The 20,651-nt window shown below is 63.6% G+C and carries 14 protein-coding genes; 4 read left to right on the forward strand and 10 right to left on the reverse strand.

Annotated elements, in window-relative coordinates; genetic code table 11:
* Positions 1–56: 56 nt before the first annotated feature.
* The 4 genes from J0909_RS02940 to J0909_RS02955 form a co-directional block, all read right to left on the reverse strand.
* Positions 57–1,067 (reverse strand): electron transfer flavoprotein subunit alpha/FixB family protein, encoded by a 1,011-nt coding sequence (locus J0909_RS02940; protein WP_207260350.1) that lies wholly within the window; start codon positions 1,065–1,067, stop codon positions 57–59.
* Positions 1,068–1,078: 11 nt separating this feature from the next.
* A complete protein-coding gene (locus tag J0909_RS02945) occupies positions 1,079–1,888 on the reverse strand; it encodes an electron transfer flavoprotein subunit beta/FixA family protein (RefSeq protein ID WP_207260352.1) in 810 nt (269 codons plus the stop codon).
* 1,208 nt (positions 1,889–3,096) lie between these two features.
* Positions 3,097–4,938: a 4Fe-4S ferredoxin gene (locus tag J0909_RS02950; RefSeq protein ID WP_207260354.1), complete on the reverse strand. Its 1,842-nt coding sequence runs from the start codon at positions 4,936–4,938 to the stop codon at positions 3,097–3,099.
* A 292-nt stretch (positions 4,939–5,230) separates the two neighbouring features.
* The gene (locus J0909_RS02955) at positions 5,231–7,399 is read right to left on the reverse strand and encodes an acyl-CoA dehydrogenase family protein (RefSeq protein WP_207260356.1); all 2,169 of its coding nucleotides are present in this window, start codon (positions 7,397–7,399) and stop codon (positions 5,231–5,233) included.
* Between the two features lie 275 nt (positions 7,400–7,674).
* Between J0909_RS02955 and J0909_RS02960 the strand changes: the two genes are divergently transcribed.
* From J0909_RS02960 to J0909_RS02970, 3 genes are all read left to right on the forward strand, one after another.
* Positions 7,675–11,517, forward strand: a complete 3,843-nt coding sequence (locus J0909_RS02960) for a class I adenylate cyclase domain-containing protein (RefSeq protein WP_207260358.1) — start codon at positions 7,675–7,677, stop codon at positions 11,515–11,517.
* On the forward strand, positions 11,493–11,813 hold the full coding sequence (locus tag J0909_RS02965) for an antibiotic biosynthesis monooxygenase family protein (protein ID WP_207260359.1): 321 nt from the start codon (positions 11,493–11,495) through the stop codon (positions 11,811–11,813). The genes J0909_RS02960 and J0909_RS02965 overlap by 25 nt, the downstream gene beginning before the upstream one ends.
* A 177-nt stretch (positions 11,814–11,990) precedes the next feature.
* On the forward strand, positions 11,991–13,688 hold the full coding sequence (locus J0909_RS02970) for a Na+/H+ antiporter NhaC family protein (protein WP_207260361.1): 1,698 nt from the start codon (positions 11,991–11,993) through the stop codon (positions 13,686–13,688).
* Positions 13,689–13,768: 80 nt separating this feature from the next.
* On the opposite strand, the gene J0909_RS02975 is transcribed toward J0909_RS02970, so the two are convergent.
* From J0909_RS02975 to J0909_RS02995, 5 genes are all read right to left on the reverse strand, one after another.
* On the reverse strand, positions 13,769–14,248 hold the full coding sequence (locus tag J0909_RS02975; RefSeq protein WP_207260362.1) for a GNAT family N-acetyltransferase: 480 nt from the start codon (positions 14,246–14,248) through the stop codon (positions 13,769–13,771).
* Positions 14,249–14,251: 3 nt separating this feature from the next.
* Entirely contained in the window at positions 14,252–15,094 is an 843-nt protein-coding gene (locus J0909_RS02980) for a DNA polymerase III delta subunit-related protein (RefSeq protein ID WP_207260363.1), read from the reverse strand.
* 10 nt (positions 15,095–15,104) lie between these two features.
* On the reverse strand, positions 15,105–16,367 hold the full coding sequence (locus J0909_RS02985; RefSeq protein ID WP_207260364.1) for an adenylosuccinate synthase: 1,263 nt from the start codon (positions 16,365–16,367) through the stop codon (positions 15,105–15,107).
* Between the two features lie 111 nt (positions 16,368–16,478).
* Positions 16,479–16,874, reverse strand: a complete 396-nt coding sequence (locus J0909_RS02990) for a hypothetical protein (protein ID WP_207260365.1) — start codon at positions 16,872–16,874, stop codon at positions 16,479–16,481.
* Positions 16,875–17,028: 154 nt separating this feature from the next.
* The gene (locus tag J0909_RS02995; RefSeq protein ID WP_207260366.1) at positions 17,029–18,720 is read right to left on the reverse strand and encodes a methyl-accepting chemotaxis protein; all 1,692 of its coding nucleotides are present in this window, start codon (positions 18,718–18,720) and stop codon (positions 17,029–17,031) included.
* Between the two features lie 241 nt (positions 18,721–18,961).
* Here J0909_RS02995 and J0909_RS03000 point away from each other — a divergent pair, with 241 nt between their 5' ends.
* The gene (locus tag J0909_RS03000; protein ID WP_207260368.1) at positions 18,962–20,236 is read left to right on the forward strand and encodes an IMP cyclohydrolase; all 1,275 of its coding nucleotides are present in this window, start codon (positions 18,962–18,964) and stop codon (positions 20,234–20,236) included.
* A 55-nt stretch (positions 20,237–20,291) separates the two neighbouring features.
* Here the strand turns inward: J0909_RS03000 and J0909_RS03005 are convergent, their stop codons facing one another.
* Positions 20,292–20,588 (reverse strand): SemiSWEET family sugar transporter, encoded by a 297-nt coding sequence (locus J0909_RS03005; RefSeq protein ID WP_207260375.1) that lies wholly within the window; start codon positions 20,586–20,588, stop codon positions 20,292–20,294.
* Between the last annotated feature and the right edge of the window lie 63 nt (positions 20,589–20,651).

The raw sequence follows: 20,651 nt of genomic DNA on the forward strand, positions 1-20,651 counted from the left end.
AGAAAAAGGCCGCACCCTCTCGGGCGCGGCCTCGCTTATCGCTTTTTCCGGCCGGATCAGCCAAGCAGTTCGTTGACCTTCTCCATGACGGCAAAGGCGTCGGCCACGTAGAGCACGTCGCACTTGCCCTGGGCCCAGCCGCAACCGGCGTCCAGGTTGATCGCCCGGCGCTCCTTGATGAAACGCCAGCCCACCACATGCGGCTCCTCGCCATGGCAGCACGTGGACAATCCCTTGGGATGGCGCGGAGTCGCGCCGGTCTGCCCCACCTGATGCATGTGGGTCAGGAACGAAATGACCGCGCCGCCCTCGCCCGAGATATCCACCAGGGACTTGGACGAGCCGAGCGACGATTTGGTCGCGTCCAGGAAGGACAAAATGACCGATTCGGCCTCACCCACGTGGGTGGCGCCGTCGGCCTGCTTCTTGGTCCAGCCTGCGCCCGCCACGAACAACAGCGGCGCATCCGGACGGATGGTCTGCTGATCCTCGGAGGCGCATTCCATGCCCGCCACCTTGGTGCGCACGCCGGAGACGTCCACGGAAAGCGGTTCGACATCGACCGCGCCCGCCCCCGCAAAGGGCTCGGCGCAACCGGAGTCCAGCGTCAGGACCCAAGGCCGCTCATCGCGGATCAAGGTGCCCTCCATGCGCTGGCGGTAGAACCACCGCTTGGCCACGGGCTTGCCGCCCTCAACGCTTAAGCCGGACAGGTGGGTGTCCACCCGACCGTCCAAACGCACAGCCAGGCCGGGCAGGGCGCGACTGAAACGGGAGGTTGCCGGAGCCACAATCACCTCGGCATCACAGGCCTTGGCGATGGCTTCGGCCGCAGCCAGATCGGAAGAATAGCGTCCGTCCGCGAAGTCCGCGCCGGACACGCCGTAGAATTTCGCACCGCAGCCGCCGATGGACTCGGCCGCCGAGGCGACGTCCGCGCCGATGAGCCCGACGACAAGGCCGCAGCTCAGGTCTTCAGCCAATCCCTTGGCCGAGGTCAACGCCTCCAGAGCGGACTTGTGCAGGGAATTGTCGCATTCGGTATGAGCAAGAAACAAAACAGTCATGGCGATACCCCCTAGCCCTTGATCCATTCGACGATTTCCCTGGCCATTTCCTCCACCGGCACGTCCTTGACGACGCGGGTCTCGCGGCGCTGCCGGGGCAGTTCCACAGAGGAAAACTTCAAGCTCGTGCCGGACAGATCGGCGGGCTTGGCCTGCATGAGCGCGGGCATGTTCCGCTGCATGTTCTGCATGCCCACCTGCGGGTTGTTCGGCGGCTCGGGCAGTTCGCCCGTAGCCCAGCCGAAGGCCGCCGGAGCGCCGTCCACCACGGACTTCTGGTACGCGCCGCCCTCGACGCGCTCCAAGACTTCCAGGGAACCGTCACCGCCCACGGTGAGCTTGTCCACGCCCTGGAACTGCTCGGTCACGCCGAGCATCTCGCCGACCATCTGGATAACCGCGCCGGAACCGCGCGAAGCGGATTGCCAGCCGCCGAAGAGCAGCAGCTTGGACTTGTCCAGGCCGTTTATGCCCTCAATGGTCTGGGCCAACACCCTGGCGGTCTCGTAGCCGTCGGCGAAACCCGAGGCACTGCCGTCGGCCACGACCAACTGGAACGGAACCTTCTGGGCCACGGACATCATGACCTGCTGGAGCTTGGCCTTGGGGCCGAGGCTGACCAGCCAGACCTGACTGCCCGGATTCCCGGCCGCCAGATTCGCGGCCTCGTACAAGGCGTGCCCGGCCCACGGGTCAAGCACGGCGGGAAGCATCATTTCGTTCTTCAGGGACGGCCCGGCGGGCCCGTCCTGGGGGGCGAGCGTCTGGAGCGGGTCCGGGACGATGGAGCCGCAGACCACGATGTGGAATTCACTACCCATTCAATGTTCTCCTTGATTAGCGGCGGCAATCGCATTTCTCATGCCGCCCATTCAGTGCCTTCGGCCACCGCTGGGCGGGAATGCCTCCGGCGGCCTAAGAACCTTTTGGAAAAGGTTCTTAGGAATCTCCAAAACTTTTTGACACCGCTTCGCGGGGTGCGCCCGCGCGCGTCGGCTCTCTTCATCCAATGAACTATTTCGCCAAAGGCGACAGCGGGATTCCAAAGGGCTCGACCTTTGACCGCCGGAGGCGAAGTCACCCGTCCAATCCGCCACGGGCGGTTCGAACTTTCCCCTCGCCGGGGAGGCGTCTCCGACGGTCTAGGAACCTTTTGGAAAAGGTTCTTAGGAATCTCCAAAACTTTTTAACGCCGCTTCGCGGGGTGCGCCCGCGCGAGTCGGCTCTCTTCATCCAATGAACTATTTCGCCAAAGGCGACAGCGGGAGTCCAAAGGGCTCGACCTTTGGCCGCCGGAGGCGACGTCACCCGTCCAATCCGCCGCAGGCGATTCGAACTTTCCCCTCGCCGGGGAGGCGTCTCCGACGGCCTAGGAACCTTTTGGAAAAGGTTCCTAGGACTCTCCAAAACTTTTTGACGCCGCTTCGCGGGGTACGCCCGCGCGAGTCGGCTCTCTTCATCCAATGAACTGTTTCGCCAAAGGCGACAGCGGGATTCCAAAGGGCTCGACCTTTGGCCGCCGGAGGCGAAGTCACCCGTCCAATCCGCCACAGGCGATTCGAACTTTCCCCTCGCCGGGGAGGCGTCTCCGACGGCCTAGGAACCTTTTGGAAAAGGTTCTTAGGAATCTCCAAAACTTTTTGACGCCGCTTCGCGGGGTGCGCCCGCGCGAGTCGGCTCTCTTCATCCAATGAACTATTTCGCCAAAGGCGACAGCGGGATTCCAAAGGGTAAGCCCTTTGGCCGCCGGAGGCGAAGTCACCCGTCCAATCCGCCGCAGGCGATTCGAACGTTCCCCTCGCCGGGGAGGCGACTCCGACGGCCTAGGAACCTTTTGGAAAAGGTTCTTAGGAATCTCCAAAACTTTTTAACGCCGCTTCGCGGGGTGCGCCCGCGCGAGTCGGCTCTCTTCCTCCACTGAACTCTTTCGCCAAAGGCGACAGCGGGATTCCAACGGGCTCGACCTTTGACCGCCGGAGGCGAAGTCACCCGTCCAATCCGCCGCAGGCGATTCGACCCTGTCTTTATCCTAATTCTCCACGGAATGCAGCCCGCCGGAACCGGCCAGAAACCGGACGTTGGTCCGCTCTCCGTCCGCAGGGTTGGACTTGCTGCAATTCCACATGCATACCCCGCAGTGCACGCACTTTTCGCGGTCGAAGAGCGGCGTACCACCGTCGGGATTGGTGTAAATGGCCTGGCCCGAGCACGCCTCAATACAGACTTGTTCGCGGCAGGCGGCGCAGACCGCCGGATCGGCAAAGCGCACATGGTCGCCATAGCCGGGATTGGCCTGGACCTTGCCGCCCATGAGCAGAGCGTCCTGATGGGAAACCAGGAGCTGGCCGTCCAGAGGGATCTCCGGCCAGCCCGCGCGGTCCATGAGCGCATCATGCAGGCTGACGCCCTTCTTGGAGCACTCGGCCCGAATGGCCGCGATGTCGCCCGCCGGAATGATATCCCGATAGTAGTCCTCGATGGACGGAATGCGCTCCTGCGGCTTGAGCGCCTTGCCCGGCACGTTCAAAAGTCCGTTGGTCAGGCCGGTCAGGCCCATGCCCAGGAAGCCGGAGAGCACGGAACGGGTAAAGCCGTCGCGCGACTTTTCGGCCACCTCGGCCTCCTTTTCGACCCAGGAGGCGCGGCGGCGGGAAACATAGGTGTTTTCCAGATTTTCCTTGGTGAAGGCCCGGCCGGACTTGAGCAGTTCCAACACGGCCTCGCCGAGCTGTGCGCCCGTGGCCCAGGCCTCGTCCACACCCGAGCCGGTGAGCACGTTGGTGGAGCCGGAACCCTCGCCGATGCGGGCAAAGCCATCGCCGCACAGGATGGGTTCGCCGCGCTTGCCGGATTCGTTCAGGGATTTGGCTCCCCAGGAACGCATGGTCCCGCCCTGGAGACGCTTCCACAGGTACGGATGCAGCATCCAATGCTGCATGTAACGGTAGGCGGTGCGCACCGGATTATCGAACCAGGAGGGCACGAAGATGCCCAGGGACGCCACGTTGCCGGGGTAGACGTACAGAAAGCCGAAAATCTCGGGCTCAGGGTAGCCGATGGTATGCAACACGGTGCCGGGCTGCCAGTCGCACCCTTCGGGCAGGTCCACCACGCATTTCATGCCCACGGCCCACTCGCGTTGGTGATGGCCGCCGGGCATGCCCAGCTTGCGGTTGAGCTTCTGCCCAACCGGGCCCACCGGGCCGTCGGCCACCACGGTCAGGGCGGCCTTCATGTCCATGCCCGGCATGTAGCCCGCATTCGGGGTGCCGTCCTTGTCCACGCCCTGATCGGCCATGCGCACGCCTTTGACCGCCGTGCCCTCGACCAGGGGTTCGGCCACCGGGCTGGACGGCCATATCTGGGCCATGCCGGTGCCCATCAGATTCGATCCAACCCATTGGTTGAGCTGACCGATGGAAAAGAGCATGCCCGGATGCTTTTCCAAAAATTTCGGAATGTACGGCAATTCATACGCGCCGTCCTTCATGAAGCCGCCAAGAATCTTCTCGGCCAGCCGGAACAGCCCGGGCCTGCGGCTCGCACCCACCGGATCGGTCAGGAACAGGACTTTTTCCTCCCTGACCTCGCATGCCATGGGGATCTCGGACAGGTCCAGGTTCGGAAACGAAGCCCGGAAAGCCCTCCCCTTGGTGACCACGCCCGACACGCCGAAGCCGATGTCGTCGGCGCGCTCGTAACAGATGACCTGCGGCGGCATGCCCGGCATGACCTTGCTTTCGGCCACGGGCGTGCCGTCCTCGTTCATCAGCCCGCGCGCCAAGGTCGTCAGGAACCCGCCCGCGGCAGGGCCGAAGCCCACACATACAATGTCCGTTTCCATTTCGACACGCGGCGTTTCGTCGCTCATTGGGTGCCCCCGGCCCCCATCCCCTCCTCCCTCCTAAACTTTTTGCGTCGCTTCGCGATGATTCGGGGGGGAGTGGCCAGGCGTGCCCCTTCCCGGTACGCCTGTGAGGTGGGTCTGGTTGAAGTTTGTTTCGTTCCGAGCGTGAAATTTAGATTCACGCCCCCGCGCCGCCAGCAACCTACACGGCTGTCCTCTCCCCTTCCAGACGGCGCGGCGCTCAAAATTTTGGAAGGGAGAGCACGGGAGGGAAACCTTTCGCAAAAGATTTCCCTCCCACATTACCTTTATCTTGCTAGCCCTGCGGGTAGTCGAGGGCTTCGGGAATCATCACTTCGGCCAGGGCGTTGCCCGCGCGGTCCTTGGCCAGCCGGGAACCGGCCAGACACATGTCCACGGCGGCCTTGAGCTCACGGAAACGGACCAGGTCCGGGCGCGCGCACTTGGACTGGTCGCCCAGGGTGCCGTCCTCGGCGCATTCCGCCTTGGACTTCAATTCAGGCTCGCACTTCTCGGCGATGCCGCCGTCCGGGGTCGGACAGCGGTTCCAGTTGAAGCCGTAGACCAGTTCGGAACAGATGCGGGCCACTTCACCGGCGGCCCGGGCGGCCTGGATATGGCACAAGTCCTTGTAGAACCCGGCCAGATCGTCGAGGCCTTCGGCCAGAGTCATGGACTGGGGGCCCTTCTCGATAAGTTCCATGACGTCGCAGGCCAGGGAGTAGGAGCCGAGGATCCATCCCAGAGCGTCGGCCATGGGGAAGGTCACGCCTTGCCGCTTGTTGTGGTAGAGCTTGCGGCCGTCCTGGTCGGTGGCTTCCTGGAGATGACCCAGGGTCCACTGCCACAGCTCCATGGCCGCAGCGAGCACGAAGCCGCCCAGCCCGGGCACATCCCTGCCCGCGCGGCGCATCTGCGCAATCCAGTTCTCCATGATGCAGCCGAAGATGTCGGAGGTCATGGTCATGGTCAAATGGCGACGCTGCACGGCCTCGGGGCCTTCATAAGTGGCCTCCAACTGGCAGTCGGTCCACTTTTGCATGAGAAAGCCGGGGCAATCCTCGGTGATGCCATAGCCGCCGACCAGGGCCACGGCCTCGCGCATCTTGTTGGCGCCCTCGCCCGTGTTCCAGAGCTTCACGCCGGGATTGAGAACGCCCGCCAGGGCTTCCATGTAGGCGTACTGGACCAGGGTATCGTTCGAAAGTTCGGCGTAACGGGCCTCGTCGCGCTCGACGGTCAGACCGTATTCCATGGCGATGAACTCGCGTACCTGGTCGTGGAGCTTGCGCAGGACGGACATCTGCTTGCGGATGCTGGTCACGCCCTCGGCCGCAAAATGGGCTTCCTTGGCCTTTTCGATGGGGTCGAAATGGTCGGCCAGCCGCGCGGCGGCAAAAGCCAGGGAGCAGCCTGCTTCGCCCGTGGCCCACACGTCCGCCAGACGTTGCAGGGCGTCCTCGTTGATCTGGAGCCCCTTGTCGTAACGCGGAGAGCCTTCCTTGCAGGCGTCGCCGCCCCGAAAGCGATTGCGGTGGTAGCGGATGACCGGCTCCACGGCGGAAAGCAGCTTGGCCGAGGTCATCAGTCCCACGGGGATGCGGGTGCGGTGGAAGACCGCCCCGATGATCTCGGAGTGGTTGTATTTGGGCACGATCACACCGTCCACGACCTCGTAGCCGCCAATGATGCGGGAGGCGGGCACCTTGAGGTTCAGGACGGGATCACGGGTGGAGGAAAGCTGATGGACCATCTTCAGCGTGGGCGCGCCCCGATCGAAGACACCCTCGTCACCCTCTTCGAGGATGACCATGAAGGTTCCCTTGATGCGTTCGTCGCGGGATTCCACGGCGGCGGTGACGAAGTTGGCGAAATCCATGTTGGTGATGAACCGACCGCGCTTGTCGATCTGGAGCCAGGGCTCCTCGCCCTCCTTCCATTCGGCCACGGAGGCCTTGCCGCAAAGCACGCCGGTGTCCACGCCCACATAGGGCAGCGGTTCGGTCAGGGCGAAGGCCCCGCGCCAGATGGTGCGATCCTCGCCCAGCTGGGGCGGGACGCAGGCGGCCATGTACTTGTCGCGCTGCTCGGGGGTGCCCTTCTCGTGGATGGGCGCAAGCGCCAGACAGGAGGCCAGGGAGGACGTGGCCGCACCGGCATCCACCCAGGCCAGCTCATACGCGACCAGGGCCAGGGCCAGGTTCTTGGGGCCTTCGATGAAGCCGCCCTGATGGGGATCCATGAACAGGGCGGTCAGCCCGGACTGGTCGAAGGCGTCCAGGAGCTGGCCTTTTTGTTCGGTCCACTCATGGGTATTGCGCGCGCCTTCGGCCACCAGCTTGGCTACCGTGGAGCGGGCGATGGACCGGGCGCTCTGCACGGACATCTGGAGGTCGAAACGCTCGGCAAAACGCCACATGATCTGCCGGACGTCGTCTCCCGGAAGAGTACGAAGAGTATACATAGGTGTCTTCCCCGAAAGGTTGATTTTAGACTGGAGATTTCAGTTATCAATAATAGTCGGGGACGATAGGCCATTGTCCCTGGTGAGTCAAAGTGTTTTTATTCCTTAAACAAGCGTTTCAGCGGCTTCCCGGGCCATTCCGGGCCCTTTTCGCCACATTGGCCAAGGACTGTTTCGCGACTGTGTGCGATACTGTTTCGAAGAGACGGAATCCCGCTTTGACTTCGTCTTCGATTCCCTGCACTATGCGCCATCCCAACAAGGCGGCAGCGGTGATGAGCCACGACTTTCCGAACATACGAACCCTGGCCGAGGCCATGGGCGCTCTGGCCGAAGGGCGCGCGCCGAATGACGGCCCCGACACAGGAGAAGCAGCCACGGAATTCATGGCGTGGTGTGACCGCACCCCGCGCCCAACCCAGGCCGAAGCCGTTCCCCTGGCCGAAGCCGTCCTGGCCTTGTATCGCCTGGCCGCCGACTCCGGCGACATCCACACCATCCAAACCTGCCTCCAGGCCCTGGTCCGCTCGGGACGCTTTGGGCGGACCCTGTGCGCCCGGCTGATCGCCGCCCGAAACGCGCCCCTGGCCCGGCTGGCCCCCAAGGTGGCGGCCTGGCCCGCCCGGGACAGGCTGGGGCTGGCTCACGAGATGCTTCGGGACTTTCCCGGCGACAAGGATAAGGAAACCCTGGCCTGGCTGGAGGACCTGCTCAAACCGCTCATGGGCACGGCCCCCGAGGAACTGGCCCCGTTCGTGGCAAGATTGGGCGAACAGGGCGAGGTCCTGGCCTTCCCGGTCCGACAGGTCATCGCGGGCGGGCTGTTCGGGCGGTTCATCGACTCCCGCCTGACCAACGGCGCGGAGGGGCGCGACCTGGAACAACTCTGCCGGGTCATCCGGGGAATGGCCGACGCGGCGTATGCCGAAGGTCTGGCCACGGCCGTGGACAAAGGACGAATCAAGGCGGATATCGCGGTCCTGCGGACCATCGCGGACGTGAGCGAGGCGGGCAACAAAACCATTCTCGGCATGTTGCTCAAGATTCTGCCCAAGGCTGACGCCCGGCTGGCCGGAGCGTGTCTGGACGCGCTCATCAGCCAGGACCACCCCGCCATGGGCAAGCTGCTCGCCACGATCCACTCGCGCATGCCGGGCCTCCGCGCGGTCGCCGTGTCCCGCGCCCCGCTGCTCGGGGACATCGCCCTCGTCCAGTACCTGGCCGCCCTGCCCGAGGACCGCCGCGACGAGGCCCTGCTGGAGATGTTCGGCGTGCTCGAAACCATCGCCCCGGACTTCGTGCGCAACGCGACCGGAGCCTGCCCGCCCAGAGGAATCGGTTCCCCCCGGGCCCATGAAACCCCGCCGCCCGCTTCGCCACGGAGGGATGCGTCCGAAACGGCCGGAACCGGCTTCTTCAAAGGATTGTTCAAGGCCAGACCAAAGACTCTTCAGGACATGCTGCCCAAGTCCACCAATGTTCGCGACATGGCCCTGTCCGGCTCCTCGGTGGACGGCGAACAACTGACGAACCGCAACCTGACCGGCCTGACATTGGCATGGTCCGTCTTTGCGCATACCCGGTTCTCCCGTGGCAAGGTGGCCGACACCGACCTGACCGGCGGCATCTTTCGCGACTGCGAGTTGTCGGACACCGAATTCCGGGGAGTCCGCTTCAACGGCGCGGAGTTCGCCTCCACCCGGTTCGAGGGGTGCGTGTTCACGGACTGCGTCTTCACCGAAGCATTCTTCTCGAACTGCGTCTTCGAGGCGTGCCGTTTCCGGACCTCAGTCTTCAGCGGCGCCAGCCTGCGCGACACCCGGCTGACGGGCACGGATCTGACCACCTGCACCCTGGCGGGCTGCTCCCTGCACGGCTGCACCGTCCGCTCCTCCCGCTTCCAGGCGTGCGACCTGTCCTTCGCCGAATTCATCGGCGACGACTTCCAGGGTGTGGAGCTGCGCGAAAGCTGCCTGCACGCCCTGTACATCCGGGACTGCAACCTGCTGTCCATGGAGCTGCCCGCCTCGCCCATGACCCGGTCCGTAATCAAGAACTCCGACGCCGGCCACCCGCAGTTCCTGGCCAACCGCCTCCGCCAGATGACCATTTTCGCCCGGGAGGCGGGAAAGAGCGCCACGCCCGGAAACGGCAAGACCGACACCTTCACGGCCCGCAAGGCGCTCACTGCGTGGTCCCGGGAGCTGACCTTCATGCGCCGGGAACGGCGCATGCTCGACAACAACCGTCAGCGCATGCACCGGGCCATGGATGCCCTGTCCCGCGACCAGCAGGCCTTCCTGCGAATGCTCCCCCTGCTGCTGAACAGCGATGTATTCGAGCGCCGCTATAATTTCGGCAACATCCCCTCCTGCCAGGTCTGGGGCTACCATCCCGGCCTGACCGAGTTGGAACTGGTACGCGACCGGATGGGCGTGGAGCCCGAGTTCGCCACCTCGGCCGAGGTGCGCATCCTGGCGGTCTATGCCATGGGCAGCCTGGGCACCGTGGCCCAGACGTCGAGTTCGGACCTGGATTGCTGGGTCTGCCACGACGGCGACCTGACCGTGGCTGCGGAACACGGCCTGACGCGCAAGCTCAATGCCATGGCCCTGTGGGCGGACGACGAATACGGCCTGGAAGTCCACTTCTATCCCATGCGCATGGACGACGTGCGCGAAAACCGCTTCCTGTCCGGAGACGAGGAAAGCTCGGGCTCGGCCCAGGCCCTGTTGTTGAAAGAGGAATTCTACCGCACGGCGCTGAAGTTGGCGGGCAAGAACATCGCATGGTGGGTCACCCCGGCCGGAGCCAGGATCAAGGCCTACGAGGCGTGCATCCGCGCGGCACGGCGCTATCCCCTATGCGGCAAGCCGCGCCTGGAAGACTTCGGGCACCTGACCGAAGTGCCGCCGAGCGAATATTTCGGCGGGTCCCTGTGGCAGATGGTCAAAGCCGCGCACTCGCCCTTCAAATCCGTGCTCAAACTCGGCCTGCTCGAAACCTACGCCGCACCCGAAGCGTCCTCCCTCCCCCTGTGCGACCGCATCAAGCACAACCTGACCCGCAACCGCCAGGGCAAACTCGACACCGATCCGTACACCGCCCTTTACGCCACCCTGCACGACTACTATTCCGAGCGCGGGGAGGACAACACCGCGGCACTGCTCAAGGAGTCCTTCCGGCTCAAGACCAACCTTTCGAGCATCCCCCTGTTCATGAATCTGCCCACCCGACCCGAAGACGAATCCCTGCTCTCGGTCCTGTTCGGCTCGACCTACATGGAACCGGGCAGGCTGGCCGAGACGCACCGGACCTGGCCCTTCGAGAAATCCCTGCGCATGGGCTCGCACGTGCGCCGCTACATGGTGGACACTTACCGGCGCATCCAGGAAAGGTTGGCGGCCGACGGCCGGTCCGAGGGCAAGCCCAAGGCGCTGATCAACCCCGAGGACTTGACGCGCATGGGCCGGCGCATCGCGGCCAACTTCGCCCGCAAGCCCCACAAGATCATGCGCGTGCCGTTCATGGATACGCGGGAAAACGGCTTTCCCATCCTGCACTTCGCAGCGGAAAAGGCACCGGGCAAGCCGACCGCCTGGACCGTGCGCGGCGGCGAACGGGTGGAGGCCAAGCAATCCGCCGAGCATCTGCAACGGCTGCACCGCAACCATGACCCGGCACACCTGCTGGCCTGGCTGCTGGCCAACCGCATTTACGCTCCCAAAAGCCTGCTCCAGGCGGACCGGACCATCGCGCCCATCGCGCTGGCCGACCTGCAACGGCTCATGAGCGCCCTGCACGATTTTTTCCCGTTCGCCGAGACCTTCGAACCGGACATCAACGAGGGGCTGCGCGCCGAGACCGTGGAACGCGCCTTTTTCATCCTCAACCTGGCCGCCCCGCACGAGACCGGACGCATCGAACACGCCGCCGTGATCTATTCCACCAACTGGGGCGAGATGTTCTGCCGTACCTTTATCCGACCCGGACGAATATTTGAGCGCAACCCGGCGCGCTTCCTGGCGGAAAAAGCCGGGCAAGCCCTGGCCGAGACACCGCAATTGGGTCTGTTCATACCCAAAGGATCGCAATGCCGACGCATCAGTCTGACCTGAAATCGCCCTGCTGGGCCGTGATCTTTACCTCCGTACGCACGGACGCCGACCACGGCTATGCCGAAACCGCCGAGCGCATGATCGAACTGGCCCGGTCCATGCCCGGTTTCCTGGGCGCGGAGTCCGCCCGCGAGGAAATCGGCATCACCGTGTCCTATTGGGAGAGTCCGGAGGCCATCGAGGCGTGGCGCAACCACCCCGAGCATCGGGCCGCCCAAAAACGCGGCCGTGAGGAATGGTACGCCTCCTTCACCACCCGCGTCTGCCGGGTGGACCGCGAAAGCCGCTTTCCCTGATTCCGGTTTCCGATCTTCCTTTTTCGGCAATTCATCCGGAAATCGAACCCCTTCGGTATCGACAAACCGTAATGAATGATATATGCCAACTTTCCGTCGTTGCAGCATACATTTTTGTATTTTCATGCCGAATCCGACGTTTTCGCGGTTTGGTGAGCCAACTTCAAAGGGAATTCCATGCGCACACTCCTCATCCTGTCGGCCGCCTTCCTGTCGGCCTTTTTTCTGTCCACGCCCGTCCTGGCCGCCGACCCCGCCGTGGCCGCCGCCAATGCCGAACACTGGGGCCTGATGACCCTGATCCCGCCGCTCTTGGCCATCGCCCTGGCCTTCGCCAGCAAAAACGTGGTTCTGTCGCTGTTCATAGGCGTGTTCTCGGGCTGCTTCATGCTCGAACTCAAAGGGCTCGACGTGTACGGCGCCATGGTGGGAGGATTTCTGCACCTGTCCAGCCAGGTCCTGTCCTCCCTGGCCGACCCGTGGGATGCGGGCATCGTGCTCCAGGTACTGGCCATCGGCGGCCTCATCGCGCTCATCTCCAAGATGGGCGGAGCCCTGGCCATTGCCGAAGCCGTCTCCCGCTGGGCCAAGACGCCGCGTTCCTCCCAGTTGGCCGCATGGTGCATGGGCCTGTTCATCTTCTTCGACGACTACGCCAACTCCCTGACCGTGGGGCCGATCATGCGCCCGGTCACGGACCGCATGCGGGTCTCGCGCGAAAAGCTGGCCTTCATCATCGACGCCACGGCCGCGCCCATCGCGGGCATCGCGCTCATTTCCACCTGGGTGGCCTACGAAGTCGGCCTGATCCGCGACGGCTACCAAACCATCGGCGTTGCGAGCAACGCCTACGGCATCTTCGTCCAGACCATTCCCTACCGCTTCTACAACATCTACATCCTGCTCTTCATTCTCCTGGCCGTATGGCTCAAGCGTGATTTCGGCCCCATGTACACGGCCGAAATGCGCGCCCGGACCCATGGCAAGGTCCTTGCCGACAACGCCGTGCCCATGGCCTCGGACGAGGCCACCACGTTGGAGCCCGCTTCGCATGTAAAGCCGTCCGTCTGGAGCGCCATCCTGCCCATCGGCACCCTCATGGTCGCCGCGTTCCTGGGCTTCTACTTCAACGGCTACCAAAACCTCGACGACCCGGCCGTGCTCGCGGCGGTGAACGCCTCGCCCCTGTCCTTCACATCCATGCGCACCTGCTTCGGGGCCTCGGACGCCTCGGTGGTTCTTTTCCAGGCCGCCCTGCTCGCATCCATGGTGGCCATAGCCATGGCCGTGGCCAAGAAAATCATGCCGCTCAAGGACGCCATCGAGACTTTCGTCACGGGCATCAAGTCCATGAACATCACCGCCGTCATCCTGCTCCTGGCCTGGTCCCTGTCCGGCGTCATGAAGGAGCTGGGCACGGCCACGTATCTGGTGGGCGCGTTGTCCGACGCCCTGCCCGCCTACCTGCTGCCTTCCCTGATCTTCATCCTCGGCTCGATCATCTCTTTCGCCACGGGCACTTCCTACGGGACCATGGGCATTCTCATGCCCCTGACCATCCCCCTGGCCTTCGCCCTGAACCCGGCCCCGGAGTTCGTCATCCTGGCCGTAGGCTCGGTCCTGACCGGCGCCATCTTCGGCGACCACTGCTCGCCCATCTCGGACACGACCATCCTGTCCTCCATGGGCGCGGGTTGCGACCACATCGACCACGTGCGCACCCAGTTGACCTACGCCGTGGTCGTGGCCCTGCTCGCCATCGTCACCGGCTATCTCCCGGCCGGACTCGGCCTGCCCGTGATTCTGACCCTGCCGATGGGCATCCTGGCCACGGGCCTGGTCATCCGCTTTGCGGGCAAGAAGGTGGATGCCTGATCGACCAACCCAACAGATAAAACGAAACGCCCGGATCGGAAAACCGATCCGGGCGTTTTTTTCGCCGGGAACACACCGCGCTAAAAACGGCGGCAGTAATATTTGACGTCCACATCCATGAGCGGGACCGAATCCGGGACCTCGCTCTTCGCCACCTCGACGAACCCGGACTTCTCGTAGAACCGGTGGGCCGCCTTATACACGTCCACGGTACCGAGATAGATTGCGCGCACACCGTGGGCCTTCGCCTGATCGAGCAAGGTCCGCATGAGCCCTGCGGCCACGCCCCGAGCCTTGCCGCGCCAGGCTTTTTTCACGAACATCTTGCGCAGGGAGCAGACGCCGCCGCCCACATCCTTGAGAGCAAGAGTCCCGATGAGTTCGTCGCCCTCGAAAGCGAGCCAGAAATTGCCCGCGCCGTATTGGTAATACTCGGGGATTTCGCGCAAGTCCGGTTGTTTTTCGGCCGAAGTGGCCACGCCGAACTCGACCATCTGAATGGTGGTGATCAATTCGACGATGGCATCGACGTCATGCCCCGCGTACTCGACGATATGCATAATCTAGGACACCATGCGAGTTGCGATCCAGTCAAGGACCATGGTCGGATTGACCGGCACCTGGGTGTTCAGGGCATCCTGAGCCTGATCCAGGACCAGCCCGATGCGTCGCAAATCAGCCGGGCCGTAGGTCTTGGCCATGTCCGCCGAAAGCGGCGTGGCGCAACTGCCGGACAGGGCCTCGCGCAGCTCGCGCTGCATGCCCAGAACCACGTCCATGGCCAGGGCCCGGTCCACAGCGCCGCGCACCTGGGTGCGCTCGAACCAGCCGCGGCCGGTCTGCCAGAAACGAACCAGGGCCGTGGTCCATTCAGTCACTTCGGGCGGATTCACGCGCACGTCCGGCCAGGACAGGGTGACCACCCAGGAACGGGAAACCAAGGTCTCCAGGAGCCGCTCGCGCTGGGGCGCGGCCAAGACGAAAACGTTGCCGGGACGGGGCTCCTCCAAAGACTTGAGCAAGGCGTTGGCCGCCTCGGTCATGAACATCTGGGCTTCGGCGAAGATGGTCACGCGGTAGCCGTCGCCATGGGGTGGCTGGCCCCAGGTGGAACGCTTCTCGCGCACGGAGTCCACCTTGATCAACCCTTCGCGGCCGTCAAAAAAAAGCAAGTCATTGAAGGCCAGATCCGCGATCTGACGGCAGGCCGCGCACCGGCCGCACGGGACCGTCCCGGACGCGCAGTTCAATCGCATGGCCCAGTACAGGGCAAGGGCGACGCGGGAATCCGCGTCGCCCCCCTCGATAACAATGGATTGGGGCGGATCGTGGGCGATGGCGTCGAGCCGCCGGACCGCGTGCTCCTGCCCCTTCAGGGCGGCCAGCGGGTCGTCGTGCAACGTCATGCCACGCGCCCTAGAAGGTCTGTACCCGGTCCGGGCCCACCGAGACGATGCCAATCTTCACGCCGGTGATCTCTTCGATGCGCCGGAGATACTTGACCGCGTTTTCGGGCAGGTCGTCCCAACCGCGTGCGCCGGAGATGTCCTCATCCCAACCGGGCAGGGTCTCGTAGACGGGCGTGACGTAGGCCATCCCGTTCTGCTCCTGAGGCGGGTAGGCGATGGTCTCGCCCTTATACTCATAACCCACGCAGAGCTTGACTTCCTTGAGGCCGGACAAGACGTCCAGCTTGGTGATGGCCAGTTCAGTGGGGCCATTCAGCCTGACGGACTCCTTGAGGACCACCAAGTCGAGCCAGCCACAGCGCCGCTTGCGCCCGGTGGTGGCCCCGAACTCGTGACCATGGCTCTGGAGGTAATCGCCGTCCGCGTCGGTCAGCTCCGTGGGGAACGGGCCGCTGCCCACGCGGGTGGTGTACGCCTTGACGATGGCAATGATCCGGTCGAGCTCGCGCGGCGAACAGCCGGAGCCCGAAGCCGCGTTGGCCGTGACCGTATTGGACGAGGTAACGAAAGGATAGGTGCCGTGATCGATGTCCAGGTGAGTTCCCTGGGCGCCTTCGAAAAGCACGCAATCGGCGGCTTGGATGGCCGAAGACACGTCGCCGAGATACGGAAGAAGCCGCTCGGCCACAGGCAGGACCTCATCGAAAACCGCCTGGGCGTCCATGGGCTCGACCCCGTAGAGGTGCTTGAAGAGCACATTCTTCTCTTCCAAGGCCTTGGCGATCTTCTCCTTGAGCAGTTCGGGATCGGCGAAGTCGCCCGCGCGGATGCCGCAACGGTGCATCTTATCCTCGTAGCACGGCCCGATGCCGCGTCCGGTGGTGCCGATACGGCCGTCCTCGGACCGCGAAGATTCGCGGGCCGCGTCCATGCGGCAATGATACGGCATGATGACGTGGGTCTTCTTGCTGATCATCACCCGGGAGGCAGACACGTCCACGCCCTTGGCGTCGAGCTTGTCCAGCTCCTCGCAGAACACGAACGGGTCCAGGACCACGCCGTTGCCGATGAGACACTGCTTTCCGGGGTGCAGGATGCCGGAGGGGATCAGGTGCAGGATGCACTGCTCGCCGTCCACAACCAGGGTGTGCCCCGCGTTGTTGCCGCCCTGGAAACGGACGATGGCGTCCGCCTTCTCGGCCAGCATATCGACGACCTTGCCTTTACCTTCGTCTCCCCACTGGGAACCGAAAACCACCATATTGGACATTGTTAGCTCCTTGGAAATACCGGAATCGCGGTTCCCGGGGGGAAAGCGCGCACAAACGGTTATGTTCCGTAAATATAAACGAGGGCCCGTGTCAACCGGCAGGTGCGCCGATTACTTGCCGTTCCTGGGGGTCAGGGTGAGCAGCTTGCCGCGCCGGTCTTTCTTCTCCGGCTTGCGGCCGCCGCCCGGCCCGTCGCCGTTGACCAGGGTGCCGTCCACCGGCCCGGCGGATTTCTCCGGCACGGTCAGGGCCGCCAGGTCGATTTCCACCGGGCCCTCGCCGGGCTGGCGGGATTGGGCCCAATTGTAATTGAAAAGCTGATTTTTCAGGCGGGTGGACTGAATGAGATTGAACACCAGGACCGATTCCTCCCACCGCTTGGTGGGTTCGAAATGGCGAACCTTCTCCGCGTATTTCTCCCACAGGCTCATGAGCGAGGCCTCGTCGTAGGCATTGAGCTGACGGGCGAGCTTCAAGAGCGCCTTTTCCATGTAGCTTTCTGACATTGATGTTCCTTGATAAATAAAAAACGCACGCCGGGATTTTCTACATAACAAATATCACCCCGTCCCGCCAAGGTTAAATCGCGTGCCCGGCGGACAAAAAGGCCGCCCGGAAAATCCGGACGGCCCTGTCGGTCGTTTTTCGGCCCTGCCGTCGTCAGAAGCGCTCGAAGTCGTCGTCGTCCATCTCGTCCATGGCCAGGGTCAGGCCACCGCCATTGGCGCCTCCGGCCGGAGCCCCCGGGGCAGCCTTGTCGGGCCGAGGCTTGCCGGGGCTTGCCGTCTTGCCGAGGCCTGCCGCCTTGCCTCGGGCGGGCTGGACGTAACCGCCACCCCCGCGAAGCTTGAAGAAGCTGATGGTCTTCTGCAACTGCACGGCCTGGGACGAAAGCTCCTCGGCCGTGGAGGCGACTTCCTCGGAAGCCGCCGCATTCTGCTGGATGACCTTGTCCATGTCCTGGATGGCCGAGTTGACCTGGGAACCGCCCGCATTCTGCTCGTTGGTGGCGGCGGAGATTTCCTGGACCAATTCAGCCGTCTTCTGGATATCCGGCACGATCTGGGCCAACAGACTCCCGGCTTCCTCGGCCACGGCCACGCTGGAGGAGGACAGTTCGCTGATCTCGGCCGCGGACATGCCGCTGCGTTCGGCCAGCTTGCGAACCTCGGCCGCGACCACGGCGAATCCCTTGCCGTGCTCCCCGGCCCGGGCCGCCTCGATGGCCGCGTTCAGCGCCAAGAGGTTGGTCTGGCGGGCTATATCCTCGATAATGGATATCTTCTCGGCAATCTGCTTCATGGCCTCCACGGTCTTGGCCACCGCCCGGCCGCCGGACTCGGTGTCGTGGGCCGCCTTGTTGGTCATAGAATTGGTGGTCTGGGCGTTCTCGGCGTTCTGGCCGATGGACGAGGTCATCTCCTCCATGGCCGCCGAGACCTCCTCCACCGCCGAAGCCTGTTCCGTGGCTCCGTGCGACAGATCAATGGCTGAAGAAGCCAGTTCCTCGCTGCCCGAGGTGACCTGTTCCGAGGCTAGACTGACCTCTCTGACCACGCTGTTCAGGGCCTCCAGCATATTGCCCATGGCCTCGGTCAATTGCCCCACTTCGTCCTTGCTGCCGGAGACGATATCCAAAGTCAGGTCGCCCTCGGCCATGGCGTTGGACACGGCCACGGCCTCGCGCAGAGGCCGGATGATGCCGCGCAGGACCCAGAAAACCACCAGGATGAGGATGCCCATGCAGACGATGGTGGGAATGAGGACCTGCCAGCGCAGGGCGCTAACCTGAGCCTCCACGTCGTCCACGTAGATGCCGGAACCGATCACCCAACCCCAAGGCTTGAAGAGCTTGACGTAGGAAATCTTGGGCACCGGCCGGTCGAAGCCGGGCTTGGGCCACATGTAGTGGACGAAGCCCTCACCCGCGTCCTTGGCGGCCTTGACCATTTTCTGAAAGATATAGACCCCGCCGGAATCCTTCATGTCGGTCAGGTCCTTGCCGTTGAGCTCCGGCTTAACCCCGTGGACCACCATGATCTGATGGAGGTCGTTGACCCAGAAATATTCCTGCCCATGATAACGCAGGCTCGCCAATTCGGTCTTGGCGGCCTCCTGTGCGGCCTCGACGGTCATGGCCCCGGATTCGGCCTTTCCGGCCCAGGACGAGACGACCCCGTAGGCCACCTCGACCACGCCCCGGGTGGCCAGCCGCTTCTCCTGCATCAGGGAATCGCTCACCACCGGCAGGAAATAGCCGAGCAGCCCGGCCAGGACCAAAGCCACGGCGGCCAGGAAAAAACTGATAATCTTGCTTTGCAGCCCCCAATCCTTGAATCGCACTATACGCATGGTCCCTCCGTTTGCTGGGGATATTACGAAAACGACAACGCCACAGGGACTGGCCCAGCTTTCCGGCGCACTCCAATTCGTCTTCATGATACCCCACGCAGACGTTAGAACAATTATTATTTATAGACTATTTCAAACATCCGCTTGACCGCCGGAATAGGGTCGGCCGGCAACCATTGCCCGCCTGTGGAAGGTGTGTTATGAACGCCCCCTCACACGGCAACAACAGGGAGTCGAAGCGATGAGCGATTTGAAGAAAATGTACCATACATTACAACAGGATCCGTTCCCGGAGGACATGAAACTGACCCTGGGCGGCCAGGAGTTGGTCTTCCGGAAGCGGACCTGGGAGATAGACGGCGAGACCAAGGGATTGCGCTACGGCGAGAACCCGGACCAGCCCGCCGCGCTCTACGAGTTGGCCGAAGGACAGCTTGAGGTCGGCGGCGTCAAGTTCATCGGCGCGGGGCAAGGCCTGGTTTCCGCCCTGACCGAAGAACACATGCTCCAGGCCGGCAAGCATCCCGGCAAGACCAACCTGACCGACGTGGACAACGCCCTGAACATTTTGCAGTACCTGTCCGCCAAGCCAGCCGCGCTCATCCTCAAGCACAACAACCCCTGCGGAGCCGCCTGGACCGATGAGGGCGTGGCCGTGGCTCTCAAACGCGCCTTCGAGGCCGACCGCATCGCGGCCTTCGGCGGGGCCGTGGTGGTCAACCGGACCCTCGACCTGGCCACCGCCGAACTGATCAACTCCGTCTATTTCGAAGTGGTGGCCGCGCCCGCGTTTGACGCCGACGCCCTCGCCGTACTGAAGAAGAAAAAGAACCTGCGCATCCTGGAGATTCCGGGCATCACCGAACTCGAAACACTTTCCAGGACCCCGTTCCTGGATATCAAGTCCCTGTCCGACGGCGGCATGGTTCTGCAATTCTCCTTCCGCAACGCCATTCTTTCCACCGACGATTTCCTCCCGGCCGAGGCTGAAAAGGACGGCAACGCCTTCGTGGCCCGCGCCCCATCCAGACAGGAGGCGGACGACCTGCTCTTCGCCTGGGCCGTCGAGGCGGGCGTGACTTCCAACTCCGTGATCTTCGCCCGCGACGGCGTGACCACGGCCATCGGCACCGGCGAGCAAGACCGCGTGGGCTGCGTGCTCCTGGCCGTAACCAAGGCGTACATCAAATACGCGGACCTGCTGGCCTCCAAGGAGCTCGGCAAGTCCCTGTTCGAGCTCAAGCTCGCGGCCATCAAGGACCCGGAGATGAAGAAAAAACTCGACGACATCGAGAAGCGTACCGAAGAGGCGCGCGGCGGCCTGCCCGGCTCCGTGGTGGTCTCCGACGGATTCTTCCCGTTCCGCGACGGCGTGGACCTGTGCATCGACCAGGGCGTGACCGCCATCGCCCAGCCCGGCGGCTCCATCCGCGACCACGAGGTCATCCAGGCGGTCAATGAAGCCTCCCCCCAGGTGGCCATGGTCTTCACCGGACAGCGATCCTTCAAGCACTAGCGCTGGATAGAGAAAAGGGAATGGGCTTCGCCGGGCAGGAGTTCGGCGAAGCCTTTTATTTGGGACGGTGATCGAACGCCTTGCGTGACGGCTTGCCGTAGACAAGCTTCATGACCAGAATGGACACGGCCAGCACCAGGGTGACGGCATTGGCCAGGGTCACGGCCAAAGAACCGGTGGCGACGCCGTAGATCAGCCACATGAGAACACCCAGGGTAAGCAGCAGGTACATGCGCAGGGAAAGGTCCGCCACCGAGCGGGTCCGCCAGGTGTGCAGGACCTGAGGGAAGAAGGCCGCCGTGGTACAGCATCCGGCCGCAAGGCCTATGAGTTCAAGAAAATCCACTTGCATCCCCTTCCCATACGCGCGGCCCCTTACACTGACAACCGTTTCATGCTAATCGAACCGTTACCA

The organism is Desulfovibrio sp. Huiquan2017 (assembly GCF_017351175.1).
GTDB lineage: Bacteria > Desulfobacterota > Desulfovibrionia > Desulfovibrionales > Desulfovibrionaceae > Pseudodesulfovibrio.

Bases quoted from the DNA above. Each gene is read 5' to 3' on its own strand.
- J0909_RS02940 (WP_207260350.1), bottom strand. From the start codon at position 1,067: ATGACTGTTTTGTTTCTTGCTCATACCGAATGCGACAATTCCCTGCAC.
- J0909_RS02945 (WP_207260352.1), bottom strand. From the start codon at position 1,888: ATGGGTAGTGAATTCCACATCGTGGTCTGCGGCTCCATCGTCCCGGAC.
- J0909_RS03000 (WP_207260368.1), top strand. From the start codon at position 18,962: ATGAGCGATTTGAAGAAAATGTACCATACATTACAACAGGATCCGTTC.
- J0909_RS02960 (WP_207260358.1), top strand. From the start codon at position 7,675: ATGAGCCACGACTTTCCGAACATACGAACCCTGGCCGAGGCCATGGGC.
- J0909_RS02950 (WP_207260354.1), bottom strand. From the start codon at position 4,938: ATGAGCGACGAAACGCCGCGTGTCGAAATGGAAACGGACATTGTATGT.
- J0909_RS02990 (WP_207260365.1), bottom strand. From the start codon at position 16,874: ATGTCAGAAAGCTACATGGAAAAGGCGCTCTTGAAGCTCGCCCGTCAG.
- J0909_RS02970 (WP_207260361.1), top strand. From the start codon at position 11,991: ATGCGCACACTCCTCATCCTGTCGGCCGCCTTCCTGTCGGCCTTTTTT.
- J0909_RS02995 (WP_207260366.1), bottom strand. From the start codon at position 18,720: ATGCGTATAGTGCGATTCAAGGATTGGGGGCTGCAAAGCAAGATTATC.
- J0909_RS02975 (WP_207260362.1), bottom strand. From the start codon at position 14,248: ATGCATATCGTCGAGTACGCGGGGCATGACGTCGATGCCATCGTCGAA.
- J0909_RS02985 (WP_207260364.1), bottom strand. From the start codon at position 16,367: ATGTCCAATATGGTGGTTTTCGGTTCCCAGTGGGGAGACGAAGGTAAA.
- J0909_RS02980 (WP_207260363.1), bottom strand. From the start codon at position 15,094: ATGACGTTGCACGACGACCCGCTGGCCGCCCTGAAGGGGCAGGAGCAC.
- J0909_RS03005 (WP_207260375.1), bottom strand. From the start codon at position 20,588: ATGCAAGTGGATTTTCTTGAACTCATAGGCCTTGCGGCCGGATGCTGT.
- J0909_RS02955 (WP_207260356.1), bottom strand. From the start codon at position 7,399: ATGTATACTCTTCGTACTCTTCCGGGAGACGACGTCCGGCAGATCATG.
- J0909_RS02965 (WP_207260359.1), top strand. From the start codon at position 11,493: ATGCCGACGCATCAGTCTGACCTGAAATCGCCCTGCTGGGCCGTGATC.